The 14746-nt window shown below is 68.9% G+C and carries 1 protein-coding gene (cut by a window edge); it reads right to left on the reverse strand.

Going from position 1 to position 14746, the window contains the following annotated elements; translation table 11 throughout:
• A protein-coding gene (locus tag ABLE92_RS14780) for a non-ribosomal peptide synthase/polyketide synthase (protein WP_348805543.1) crosses the window boundary here: on the reverse strand, nt 1–14746 show its 3' end. 19931 nt of this gene lie beyond the right edge of the window; 14746 of the gene's 34677 nt are visible here — the last part of the coding sequence; the start codon falls outside the window, past its right edge — the gene reads right to left on this strand; the stop codon is at nt 1–3.

The following is a 14746-nucleotide window of genomic DNA, read 5'->3' on the forward strand; positions in this document are numbered from 1 at the left end:
CTACATGTCGTCCTCGGCGTCGTCGAGGGCGACCGACAGGCGCGGACCGATCACCGCGAGGGCCGAGGCGCCGGCCATGCCCAGGTGAGCGGTGTCGACGTCGACGTTGGTGACCTCGGCCGCCAGTGGTCGCCAACTGTCGGAGATCATCGCCGGTTCCGCCTTGTCGGCGGTCGCGGTGAAGACCGTGAGGTCACCACCGAATACTCGCGGTCGATGCTCGGCCATGACGGCCTCCGACAGCCGGAAACTGTCCATGATCCGGTCGATCTGGTCGTCGCCGACCAGACCCGACGCGCCCAGTTGCTCGCGTATCAGCGCGGCGATGTCGTCGGAGCGCACGTCACGGTCCCCGGATCCCTCGGTCGGCGCGGGGTCGAGATCGAACAGCACCCGCCAGGCGCCGAGAAGGTCGGCCGCATCCGGGGCGTTGGACGCCATGTCGTCGGTGATCTGCGAACTGACCATCGCGTCCATCAATGCCACCACACCGACCTCGGCCCCCTCGGCTTCCAGGATGACCGCCATCTCGTGTGCGATCACCCCACCGAGGGACCACCCCAGGAGGTGATAAGGACCCTCGCCACGAATCGACCGGATCTCCTCGACGTATCGTCGCGCCATCTCGGTGATCGACGATGCCGCGGTCTCGCCGGCCACGACATGCGGGTCCTGCACCCCGTAGATGGGACGTCCGGGCAGATGGGTCGCGAGTCCGCCGTAGAGCCACGCCAATCCGCCCGCCGGGTGAATACAGAACAGCGGTGCTCCCCGCCCCTCGGCGCGCAACCCGATGACGATGTCAGCCGATGCCGATTCCATCTGCGGGCCTGCGGCCAGCCGTTGGGCCAGGCCCCGCACGGTCGGATCGGCGAACAACCACGCCAGTTCGATGTCGCGGCCGGTCACTTCCCGAAGGGCCGCGATCACGCGGACCGCCGACAGCGAATTGCCACCCAGGTCGAAGAACGATTCCGTCGCGCCGACCCGATCCGTGCCGAGTACCGACGCGACGGTCTGGGCCACCAGCGTCTCGGTCTCACCCGACGGCGCCACGTACTCGGCCGCCTCGAACACCGGCGACGGCAGTCGGCTGCGATCGATCTTGCCCGCGGTGCTGAGCGGCATGGTGTCGACCACCATCCACGTCGACGGGCACATGTACTTCGGCAATCGGTGTGCCACAAACTCTTTGACGGCATTCAGATCCACCGATGCGAGACCGGCCCGGGGATCGCCACCACTGACGTAGCCGACGAGGCGCTGATCGCCCCGGAGGTCGACGACCGTCGCCGCGGCGTGCACGACCCCCGGCGCGGCGGCCAGCGCGGCCTCGATCTCCCCGAGCTCGATCCGCTGTCCGCGCAGCTTCACCTGGAAGTCGCCGCGACCGAGGTACTCCAACTCCCCGGCGCGGTTCCAGCGAACCAGGTCACCGGTGCGGTAGAGGCGTTCGCCGGGGTTGCCGAACGGGTGTGCGCCGAACGGGTTCGCGACAAATCGGTCGGCGGTCAGATCCGCGCGCGCGGCGTATCCGCGGGCGATCTGCACGCCACCCAGATAGAGTTCCCCGACCACGCCGACGGGCACCGGACGCAGGCGCCGGTCGAGCACGTAGGTGGTGGTGTTCCAGATCGGCACTCCGATCGGGACCGCCTTGTCGCTCGCGCGCACCTCGTGGTGGGTCACATCGACCGCCGCCTCTGTCGGGCCGTACAGGTTGTGCACGGCGGCGTTCGGCAGCGTGCTCAGCGCCGACCGGGACACCGACGATCCCAACGCCTCACCGGAGGTGAACACCTGCCGTAGCGACGTCAACCCGGCCATCGCCTCGGCGCCGACGACATCGACGAACGCCGAGAGCATCGACGGAACGAAGTGCACCGTGGACACCGCCTGTTCGGACATCACAGCGACCAGATACCGCGGATCCCGGTGGCCGTCGGGACGGGCGATGACCAGACGGGCACCGACCATCAACGGCCAGAACAACTCCCACACCGAGACGTCGAAGGTCACCGGCGTCTTCTGCAGCACCACATCGTCACCGGTCAACGGGAACCTCGACTGCATCCATTCGAGTCGATTGACGATCGCGTGATGCGAGACCGTCACTCCCTTGGGGCGTCCGGTGGATCCCGACGTGAACAAGGTGTAGGCCGCCGAGTCCGGGCGCAAGGTCTGCGGTCGGTCGGCGTCGGAGATCGGCGATGCCGGGCCCTGCGGAACGGGGCCCGTGCACTCGATCGGATACACCTCGACGCCCGCGGTCGCTACAGAGTCTGCGCAGGTTTCGGCCGCCACGATCACCAGTTCGACGTCGGCGGTCTCGAGCATGTAGCGGACGCGTTCGACCGGTGCGTCGGTGTCGACCGGCACATAGTGACCACCGGCGGCAACCACCGCATGCACCGCCACCAGAAGCTCGACAGAACGCGGAATCGCCACGCCGACAGCCGTTTCGGCGCCCACTCCCCGATCGATCAACGCTCGCGCCAGCGCGGTCACCCGGGTACCGAACTCCCCGTAGGTCATCTCGGTCTCGCCGAACACCAGCGCCACCGCGTCGGGCGTGGCCGCGATCTGCCGGTCGACACGATCGGTCAGTGTCACCGGCTCGACCTCGACCCGTGCGCCCACCGACGCCGCCACGACCTGGTCGATCTCGCCGTCGATGTAGATCGGTATGTCACCGATCGCCGCCTGCGGATCGCGGGTCAGGGTGTCGATCATCGCGACCAGGCGCCGGGCGAAGGTCACCACGGTCGATTCGTCGAACAGGTCGGTGGCGTAGATGAGGGAACCTCGCCACGGCGAATCTGCTTCGGCCACACTCACTCCGACCGTCAGATCCAGCTTCGCCGGATACTCGATCGGCGGTAGCGGCGTCACCCGCAGGTCGGCGACCTCATCGGCGGGCAGGTCGCCGCCCGCGAGTTCGGGCATCGCGGCTTGTTCGAAGGTCAACATGATCTGCGTCAACGGCGCAAACGCCTGCGAGCGAGTGGGATTGAGCTCGTCGACGATCGACTCGAACGGGACCTCGGAATGCGAGAACGCTTCCAGATCAACAGCTCTCACCTGTGCGACGAGGTCGGCGAACGACAACTGTTGCTCGACCCGGGTACGCAGCACCAACGTGTTGACGAACATGCCGACGAGGTCGTCGAATTCGGGCCGGCCCCGCCCGGCAACCGGTGTGCCGATCGCGATGTCGTCGGTGTCCGACAGCCGCGCCACGAGGGCCGCCAACCCCGCATGCACGACCATGAACGGTGTGACCCCGAACGTCCGCGCCACCTCGGTGATCCGTCGAGCGGTGTCGGCGGGGATCTCGAAGTCGACGTTGTCGCCGATGTGGGAGGCCACCGCGGGGCGAATGCGATCGGCGGGCAGCGCCACCACGTCGGGGAGGCCGGCGAGCTGATCCGCCCAGTACCGGAGTTGGCGGTGCAGGAGCGACGTGGGATCGTCTGCCGCACCGAACATCTCGCGTTGCCACACGGCGACGTCGGCGAACTGCAGCGGCAGCGGTTGCCAGTCCGGCCGACGTCCTGCGTGTCGTGCGTCGTAGGCGACGATCAGATCGCGCACCAGCGGCGCCATCGACTCGCCGTCGGCGGCGATGTGATGCACGACGACCGACAGCAGGTGGCGCGGCTCGTCGCCCGATGGTGACTCGTCGAGCAATCGCACCCGCACCGGCAGATCGGTGGTCACGTCGAACCCGTCGGTGGCCGAGGCGACGACGGAATCGAGATCACCGACCACCGCCCAATCGAGATCGTCGGCGGCGGTCCGCGCATCGATGATCTGCTGTGCCGGGTCGCCGGATGTCGCCGGATAGATGGTGCGCAGGACCTCGTGCCGGGTGATCACGTCGTCGAGCGCCGCGCGCAGGGCCTCGACGTCCAGATCACCCGTCAGCCGCAGGACCGTCGGGATGTTGTACGCCGACGAGGCGGGATCGAGTTGGTTGATGAACCACATCCGCTGCTGCGCCAGTGACAAGGGCACACGATCGGGCCGCCGCCCGACGACGATCGGGGCCGACGGACGTGTTCGCGTGTGATCGAGATGGCCGGCGAGCGACTCCACCGTCGGGTGGTCGAACAGCGTCCGCACACCGACGCGGTCGCCGACGAGGTCGCCGAGCCGGCCGACCACCCGCGTCGCCGACAACGAGTTGCCACCCATGTCGAAGAAGGACTCGATCACCGACACCTCGGCGATCCCGAGGACCTCGCCGAACACCGCGGCGATCGCCTTCTCGGCCGGAGTCCTCGGCGCGACGGTCTCGGTCGCGGTGAACTCGGGCTCCGGCAGGGCCCGACGATCGAGCTTGCCGATGGGACCCAGCGGCATCCGGTCCAGGATCGTCAGACTCGCCGGCACCATGTAGGCGGGTAGCAGCCGGCCGAGATCGGCCAGGATCGTCCGCCGGTCGGGCCGGGCCCCCTCGGCGGGGACCACGTAGGCGGCCAGCGCCGTTCCGGCCGGGCGTTCGACGGCGGTGACCACGGCCGCGGCCACCCCGTCGACGCGCCGCAGCGCCGATTCGATCTCACCCATCTCGATGCGCAGTCCGCGCACCTTGACCTGGAAGTCCGATCGACCGAGATACTCGATGGTGTCGTCGGAGCGCCAGCGCACCAGATCACCGGTGCGGTACATCCGCGATCCGGGCGCGTCGTAGGGATCGGCGACGAATCGCTCGGCGGTCAGCCCACCGTGGTGTGCGTAGCCCCGGGCCAGTGCCGGCCCGGCGAGATACAGTTCGCCGGCGACTCCGGTGGGCACCGGCCGCAACCACTGATCGAGGATGAGGGTGTGCACGCCGGGCAGGGCGTCGCCGATGGTGATCGGTTGACCGCGCATCGCAGCGGAGGTCACCGCGATGATCGTCGTCTCCGTCGGACCGTAGACGTTGTAGAGGGCCCGTGAGGAGTCCGCGGCCGTCCATCGTGCGATCTCGCTCGCCGGGACGGCTTCACCACCCAATAGCAGGTCGGCCAGAGCTCCGTCACCGAAGGTCGGCATCGACGCGGCAACGCTGGGCACCAGGAATGCGTGTGTCACATCGTGTTCGCGGATGAATCGGGCCAGTTCCGGTCCACCGTAGGTGTCGGCCGGCGCCACGACCATCGTGCCGCCCTCGACGTAGGCACCGAGGACCTCCATCATCGAGGCGTCGAACGCCGGGGAACTGACCCCCAGCCACCGGCTCGACGAGTTCGACCGATGCTCGTCACGCAGCCCGGTGGCGACGTTGCGCAGACCGCTGTGGGTGACCATCACGCCCTTGGGCCGTCCGGTCGATCCCGAGGTGAAGATCATGTACGCCGCGTTGTCCGGCCGGATCCCGTGGCCCCGTTCGAGGTCGGAGATCGGTGCGGTGGACCATTGCGCGACAACGGATTCGAGGAACGAATGGTCGACGCCCAGCCATTCCGCGCCGTCGGGCATCTCCGACCGGGCGGATGCGTCGACCAATCCGAGGCGCGCGCCGCTGTCCTCGACCACCATGCGCACACGATCGCTGGGGTACTTGGGGTCGACGGGGGTGAAGACGGCTCCGGTCTTGACCACCGCCCAGAGCACCACCTGCGCCAGATCGGAGCGCGGAAATGCCGCCAGCACAGCCTCTTCCGGCCCGACGCCATGCGAGAGCAACAGCCGCGCGAGCGCATTGCTCTGCTCGTCGAGTTCCCGATACCGCAGCGTGCGATCTCCCCAGATCACCGCGGTGGATTCCGGATGTGCCGCCGCCGACCGCTGCAGCATCTCGGGCAGCGTGAGGGTGTCCTCGGGTTCGGGTCCGCGTCGGGTGAGCCGGCCCGCGGCGGCCCGCGCATCGAGCAGACCGACGGTGCGCAGTAGGCGTCCGGGTTCTGCCGCCATCGTCTCGAGCAGATGCACCAGTGCCGAGGAGAATGCCGACACGGTCGCCTCGTCGAAGACATCCGGCAGGTACTTGAGTGACAGCGTGAGCCCGTCCGGCGTCGGGGAGGTGGCCAGATTCAGTGGGTAGTGCGTGGCATCACGACCGGATGCCGCGCTCACCGTGAGCCCGCCGTCGGCGGTCAGTTCGGCCGCGGCGGAGGTGTCCACCGGGTAGGACTCGTAGACGGTGAGGGTGTCGAAGAGGACGCTCTCCCCCACCGTGGCCGCGATGTCGGCCAAGCCGAGGTGATGATGGTCGAGAACGGCGGTCTTGGACCGGTGCAGTTCGGCGAGTACACCACCGATCGTCATGTCCGAGTCCACCGTCGCCACGACCGGGATGGTGTTGATGAACAGCCCGACGATGGCGGCTGCACCGTCGAGGTCGGCGGGCCGCCCGGAGACGGTCTCACCGAAGACCACGGTCGATTGACCGGTCATCCGCGACAACAGGATCGCCCACGCGCCCTGCACCACGGTCGACATCGTCACGCCGTGCGTCCGGGACAGTTCGGCGAGCGCCGCGGTGGTCGAGCCGTCCAATTCGACGACCAGATCCTGCGGCAGTGGTCGCTGCGATGCCGTCTCGGTCACCGGCGCCACCAGGGTGGGACCGTCGATTGACCGTAGGCATTCCCGCCAGGCGGCAAGCCCGGCATCGGGGTCGGTCCGGCCCAGCCAGCGCAGGAAGGCATCATAGTCGGGCACGTCCCCACGCTCGGCCGTCATGGAGGTGCCGGTCGGATCCGTGTCGGCGCCGGTCAGATACATCGTCAGCAGATCGGTGATCAGCAGGGGGCCCGACCACCCGTCCAACAGGATGTGGTGGTTGGTGATGATGAGGCTGTGTCGCCGATCGCCCTCGATGACGAGGGTGAACCGGATCAGCCCGGGCCGCGACATGTCGAACCGCCGCAGGCGCAGTTCGTCGGCGAGCGCGGCGCGGCGCTCGTCCCGCTCCTGCTCGGCAACCTCCCGGAGGTCGACTGTGGAGAACTCCGCGGCGACCACCGGGGGCACCACGGCCACCACGGTGCCCGCCGAGGTGCGCCGGTACCCCGATCGCAGGATCGCGTGACGCGCCATCACCGCATCGGCCGCCGCCCGCATCCGGTCCGGGTCCACCGCGCCGCGCAGACCGATGGTCGCCTGGGTGATGTACACGTCCGGCAGGTGATCGGCCGCGGCCAGTTCGGCCTGGAAGTACAGACCGTTCTGCAGCGGCGAGAGGGGCCAGATCTGCGCCTCCGGGTGCACCGCATCGATCTCGTCGACATCGATCTGGGTCACACCGGGGGCGAGAACATCCGATGGGGTACGGCCCGGTCGGGCGCCGGCGTCGAGGTGATCGACGATCGCGCCCAGCGCTGCGGTCCACCGCTGCGCGATCCCGGCCACCTCCGACTCCGCGAGAACCGCTGCGGGGAAGGAGAAATCGGCGTGCAGGGTGCGGCGACCATCGATCACCGCGACGGCGGCGTTGACCGACAACGACGCCGGCGCCACCAATGCCCCCGACACCGACGCCGGGAGCTCATATCGCTCAGGCGCAGGGGTGAACGGGGTGGGCGTCGACTCCTGCGCTACCTCGCCACCGGCACCACCGGTACCGACGTTGCCGAGGTAGTTGAAGCCGACGGCCGGCAGCGGTCGCGACCGCAGGGGCGAGGACGGATCGAGGTAGCGCGCGGGCCCGAAGGACAGCCCGCCGTCCGGCATGGCGCGGCGGATCTCCTTGACCGTCTTGACCATTGACAGAAGGGTGTCCGGGTCGTCGATCGCGACGTCGGCGACCTCGACGGTCAGCGGCGCGATGGAGGTGAACCACCCCACCGTTCGTGCCAGGTCGGCTCCGGGTGCGAGTTCCTCCTCGCGGCCGTGTCCCTCGAGCAGCACCGAGATCCGGTCGCCGCCGAGTTGACCGAGAGCGGCCGTCAGCGCGCCCAGCAGGACATCGTCGACGGAGGTGGCGAAAGCCGTTGCGACACGGGTCAGGAGCGCCTCGGTGAGCGACTCGTCCAGATCGACGGCGTGGCTGCACACTGTGGACAGCCGGTCGCGCTCACCGTCGAACGGGCGTCCGATACCGGCCCCGTCGATCGGCAGTTGTCGTTCCCAGAATCGGTGATCCCCGGCGGCGAGCTCACCGAGTACGGCGGCCCAGCGTCGATATGAGGTGCCGACCGGTCGCAGCTCGATGGGTGCGGCGGCCGCGCGCTGCGCCCACGCGGTGGCGAGATCGGTGATGATGGCCTGCCACGACACGGCGTCGACGGCGAGGTGATGCACCACAGCGATGAGCCGTCCCGGCGCATCATGTTCGGGCGCAAAATGTTTTGCCGGAACCACCGCGACGAACTGTGTCATCACACCCGACGACGGGTCGAGACGCGTCAGCGCCTGCGCATGTGCCGTGGTGATCGCCTCGGTGAACTCCGCCGAACCGGGCGCGCCGGCCGCCTCGACGGTGTGGACGCAGCGGGTCGCATCGAACGGGGTGCCGGCGATCAGTTCGGGTGTGCCGGTGTCGTCGACGCGCATGGTCGCCGAGAGCATCGCATGGTGCTCGACGACGGCTGTGATCACCTCGGTCAGGTCACCGGCGTCGATCGTCGTGGGCAGCACCAGCACCGCCGACTGTGAGAAATCATCGAGATCGCCTGGCGTGGTGGCATGTTCGAGCAACCAGTGCGCCATCGGCGGCGTCTGGACAGGCCCCACCGCGCCGCCGGTCAGCTCGGCCAGGGACTCGCCCCGATCGGCCCGCGCGACCGCGGCCAGGCCGCGGACCGTGCGGTGGACGAAGATCTCCCGCGGCGACACCGACAGCCCCGCCGCACGCAGCAGCGAGGACAGCTGGATCGACATGATGCTGTCGCCACCGAGTTCGAAGAACGATTGCGTGACCGACACCCGCTTCTGTCCGAGCACCATGGCGAAGACGTCGGCGATGACCTGTTCGGTCGGGGTCGACGGAGCGTGGTGACCCTCGTCGTCGGACAGCGTCGGCTGCGGGAGCGCGGCCCGGTCGAGTTTTCCGGTCGGGGTGAGCGGGATGGCGTCGAGGGCGACGATCGCCGAGGGCACCATGTACTCGGCGAGACCTCCCGCCACCCGCTCGCGTAGCGCGGCGACGTCGAGATCGGCACTCGCGCCGACGACGTAGGCCACCAGCCGCATGTTGCCCCGCGGCCCCGGCACACCCAGGGTGAAGGCTTGCGCCACAGCGGGATCGGCAACCAGCGCGGCGTCGATCTCGCCGAGCTCCACACGCTGCCCGTTGACCTTGACCTGGAAATCCGAACGTCCGACGTAGTCGAGTTCGGCACCCGGGGTCCAGCGCACGAGGTCGCCGGTCCGGTACATCCGCGTACCGGGCCGCCCGAACGGTGCGGCGACGAACCGCTCCGCGGTGAGCGCAGAACGACCCAGATACCCGCGCGCCAGGCCGTCGGCCATCAGGTAGAGCTCGCCGACCACGCCGACCGGCACCGGATTCAGCCGGTTGTCGAGTACGACGGCGGAGAATCCGTGCACCGGCCGGCCGATGGTGACCGGCCGATCGACCCCCATCGTTGCGACAGTGGCCCACACCGTGGTCTCCGACGGGCCGTACAGATTGGACATCGCCACTCTCGGGGCCCAGCGATCCACCAGTTCGGGCGGGCAGGCCTCGCCGGCGGTGGTCAGGTGCCGCAGCGTCGGCAACCGATCCGGATCGAGCGTCGCGAGCACCGACGGCGTGATCACCATGTCGGTCACCGCGCCGGCCCGGATGACCTGCGTCAGGTCGTCTCCGCCGTAGACCTCTGCGGGTGAGACCACCAAGGTGCCGCCGAGACCGATCGCCCAGATCATCTCGAAGAACGCCGCATCGAAGCTCGGCGATGCCACGTGGAGCACGCGTAGGTCCTCGGCGGACCCGCCCAGGCCACTGAGGGCTCGTTGTTCGGCGACCAGGTCGGCCACGCCGCGGTGTGACACCGCAACGGCCTTGGGGCGGCCGGTCGACCCGGAGGTGTAGATCAAATAGGCCAGCGAGTCGAGCGTCACCGGTCCACGCCGCTCGGCGGCGTCGATGGCCGCGGCCGGGTGCATGGCCGTTCGCGCCCGGGTGCCCTGCTCGTCGGGGCCCTGCTCGTCGGTGCCCTGCTCGTCGGTGCCCCGCTCGTCGAGGACCACCCATTCGGTGGAGGATACGTCGTCGAAGGCGGCTCGGTCGGCGGCCCGGGTCACACCGACGCCAACCCCCGAGTCGGTGAGCATGTGCGCGATCCGCTCGGCCGGGTGACGCGGGTCCACCGGCAGGTACGCCCCGCCCGCCTTGAGTACCGACCAAACCGCGACGACGGACTCCATTGACCGTGAGATCCCGACGGCGACAGGAACCTCCGGACCCACACCGCGGGCGATCAACTCACGCGCCAGCCGATTGGTCCGCTCCTCGAACTCGCGGTGGGAGATCACCTCGTCGCCTTCGATGACGGCCGGACGATCGGCGTCGAGATCGCGGGCGTCGAGCATCTCGATGAGGGTCGCGGCCGTCACGTCGGGATATCGCCGGGACGTCGCCGGCACCAGCCGGTTCCGGGTGTCCGGGTCGACGATGTCGATGTCTCCGACGAGCCGATCCGGGTCGGCCACCATCGCTGCGACGACCGCCCGCAGCACCCCGATGAACCGCTCGACCGTTGAGGTGTCGAACAGGGTTGTGGCGTACTGGATCTCACCGCGCAACTCGGCCGTCTCGGCGCCGTCGGCGAGCGCCGATTCGACGAAGGAGAACGACATGTCGAATTTGGTCGCCGGGGCGGCCGATTCCTCGAATGCGATGCCCAGCGCGCCGAGTGACTCCTGAGCGGTGTCGCCGATGTCGGCGCCGACGAGGTAGTTGAAACCCACCTGGAACAGCGGTGCGTGGGCGGTCGAACGCCGCGGCGCCAACGCCTCGACGACCTGATCGAACGGCACATCGGCATGGGCGAAGGCGTCGAGATCTCGATCACGAACACGTGTCAGCAGGTCGCGCACCCGTTCGGCCGGATCGAGGACGGTGCGCAGGACCACCGTGTTGACGAACATGCCGACCATCTCGTCGAGCGCGGCATCACCACGGCCGGCCACCGCTGTGCCGAGCGCCACGTCGTCGGTGGCGCACAGCCGCGACAATGCGGCCGCCACCGCGGCATGCACCACCATGAAGCGGGTGCCGCCGACCTCCTGTGCGAGATTCGCGATCGACCCGAGCATCTCCGCATCGAAGGTGAAGTCGACGGTCCCCGCCGTCGGATCGAAGACCACCGGACGTCGACGGTCCGCCGGAAGCGCGAGCACCTCGGGGAGATCGGCGAGTTCGTCGCGCCAATGATCGAGTTGTGCCGACAGACGTGACGTCGGATCGTCGATCGATCCCAGAATCCGCCGCTGCCACAACGCGAAGTCGGCGTACTGCACATCGAGCCGAACCCACCGCGGCGTGCGCCCCGCCGCCCGGGCCTCATACGCGGTGATCAGATCTCGCGCGAGGATCGGCGCCGACTCGGCGTCGGATGCGATGTGGTGGGTCACCAGCACGAGGAGGTGTTCGTCGGGGGTGCGGTGCGCGACGCGAACCCGGATCGGTAGGTCGGCGGTGACGTCGAACCCCTCGGTCGCGGCGGCACGCACCGCGTCGACGTCGGCGCCGGCCGCCCAGTCGAGCCGATCCATTGCCTCGCCGACCCCGAGCACACGCTGATACGGCGTTGCGCTGTCGTCGTCTGCCGGGTCGTTGCCCGCCGCCGGGAAGACGGTGCGCAGGATCTCGTGACGGTCCAGCACATCGCCGACGGCGGCGCGCAGTGCGTCGGTGTCGAGGGCGCCGGTCACCCACAGGCCGACCGGGACGTTGTAGGCGGGCGAGGTGGTGTCGAACTGATTGATGAACCACATCCGCTGCTGTGCAAAGGACAGCGGGATGCGCTCGGGTCGCGGCCCGACGACGAGTGGTTCACGATCGTCGACGCCACGACCAGCGACCGCCCGCACCAACCGCCGCACGGTGGGCGCGTCGAAGAGGTCGCGCGCCGCGACGGTGGTGGAGAGCCGATCACTCACCCGGGCAACCACTTTGGTGGCCGACAGCGAATTGCCGCCGAGATCGAAGAAGGAGTCGGTGACCGACACCTCGGCCATCCCGAGCACCTCGCCGAAGATCGCCGCGACCGCGGCCTCGGTGTCGTCGGCCGGGGGCACGTACTCCCCCGCCTCGACGACCGGTTCGGGCAGCGCCGCCTTGTCGAGTTTGCCCACCGGCGTGAGCGGCAGCGCATCGAGGACAGCGATCGACGACGGCACCATGTGGGCGGGCACCCGATCGGCGAGGAACGCCCGCAGCTCGGCGATGTCGATCCGCTCGGTGTCGCCGACCACGTAGGCGGCCAGCGACGTCGCGACCGAACCGCCGACACCGACCACCACGGCCGAGTCCACCGCCTGGTGTGAGGTGAGCGCACTCTCGATCTCGCCGAGTTCGATGCGCAGTCCGCGCAGCTTGACCTGGTCGTCGCTGCGGCCCGAGTACTCGAGCACCTGGTGTCCCGAGCCGTCGGTGCGCCGGCGGACGACATCTCCGGTGCGATACATCCGATCGCCGGGGATGCCATAGGGATTGGCGACGAAACGCGCGGCGGTGAGCGCCGGATGGTGAAGGTATCCGCGGGAGATCGCGTGGCCGACGACGTACAGTTCGCCGGGCACGCCCGGGGGGACCGGCTTGAGGCGGCCGTCGAGCACCAGCAGTCCGACACCGTTGATCGGCCCGCCGAGGTAGACCGGCGTACCCATCTGCATCGGTTCACTGATGGTCACACCGATGGTCGTCTCGGTCGGACCGTACAGGTTCTGGATTCGGCGCATCGCCGACCAGTCGTCCTTGAGTCCCTGTGGCACGGCCTCGCCACCGGCATAGACCACACGCAGCGCCGGTAATGCGCTCGACTGCAGGGTCGACAGCACGGTCGGTGTCAGGAAGGTGTGGGTGACCGCCTGACGCATCATGTGGTCCTGCAGTTCCGGCCCGCCGACCGCGCCGCTCGGACGGTAGATCAGCACTCCACCACTGATGGTGGCCAGCAGATACTCCAGGACGGAGGCATCGAAACTCGGCGACGCGAATCCGAGGACGCGTGCGTACTCGTCGGCGCTGGATCGCCGTCGTTCCTCGGCGGCGAAGTTGGCCAGTCCGGTGTGGGTGACCGACACGCCCTTGGGTCGTCCGGTCGAGCCCGAGGTGAAGATGACGTAGGCGGTGTTGTGCACCCGATCGGGCAGACGACGTTCGGCGTCGGTGAGGGGTTCACCGTCCATCGCCTCGATCTCCGCGGCGATCGCCGGATCGTCGAGCCGCAACCAGCCCGTGGCGGTGGCGGGGAGGTCACCGGCCTCGCTCACCGTCAATCCCAGGACCGCACCGGAATCCTCGACCATCGCCGTCACGCGCTCGGCCGGGTAATCCGGGTCGATGGGGACGTAGGCGCCGCCGGTCTTGGCCACCGCCCAGATGGCGGTCAGCAGCCGGGCGGATCGGCCGATGGCGAGCGCGACCAGCGACTCGGTGCCGATCCGATGTCCGATCAGCCAGCGCGCCAACCGGTTCGAGCGTTCGTCGAGCTGTGCGTAGGTGAGCATCTCGCCGTCGGCATCGATCACTGCCTGCCGGGACCCGAAGTTCGCGGCAGCATCGGCGAACAGTTCACGCAGCAACCGTGGCGCCACCGTGGGACCACTCACCGCGATGGGTTCGGTCGCGATGCCCTCGAGCGGATCCACCACCTGGTATCCGCCTGCTCCGACGGCCACGTCTGCGGCGGCCGGCTCCGCCGCCGCCGAACGATCACGCGTGGCCAGCGGCAGATCTCCCACCGCCATACCGGGATCGGCCACGACGGCCGTCAGGATGTCGACCAGGTGGTCACCGAATTGCACGACGGTGGCGTGATCGAACAGGTCGGTGGCATAGAGCAACGAGACGGTCCATGCCTGCGGTGTCGGGGCCTGCGGTGTCGGGGCCTGCGGTGTCGGGGCGATGCCGACGGTGAGGTCGACTCGGGCGGGCACGGTCTCGGCGGACAACGGTGACACCGTCAGGCCGGCGACTTGTCCCCCGATATCCGAGCCACCAAGATCAGAACCGCCGAAATCAGGCAGCGACGCCTGGTCGAAGGTGAGCCACACCTGCGTGAACGGCGCGAAGGCGTCCGACCTCCTTGGCCGCACCGCGTCGACGACGGCCTCAAACGGCACATCGGAGTGGGACAACGCCTCGACGTCGACGGCTTTCGCCTCCGCGAGCAGGTCGGCAAAGGCGCCGCCCTGATCGACGGTGGTGCGCAAAACCAGGGTGTTGACGAACATCCCGACCAGCGGATCGAGGACCCGTTGCCCTCGCCCGGCGACCGGCGTGCCGACGGCGATGTCGTCGACGGCGGTCAGGCGCGAGATCATCGCGGCCAGTGCCGCGTGTACCAGCATGAACGGGGTGACACCGAATTCTTGTGCGCGGCTGCCGATCTGCCGCACGACCTCGGCCGGGATCTCGACCTCGGCACGATCGCCGCGACCACTGGCCACCGGTGGACGTGGCCGGTCGGTGGGCAGTTCCACCAGGTCCGGCACACCCGCGAGACTGCGCTGCCAGTACGCGAGCTGACGCCCGAAGACCGAGTCGGGATCGTCGGCGTCGCCGAGTACGTCATGTTGCCAGAGAGCGAAGTCCGCGAACTGGACCCCCAGCGGAGCCAGTTCCGGTTCCCGCTCTTGCGCC

This window comes from Gordonia oleivorans (assembly GCF_040044975.1).
GTDB lineage: Bacteria > Actinomycetota > Actinomycetes > Mycobacteriales > Mycobacteriaceae > Gordonia > Gordonia oleivorans.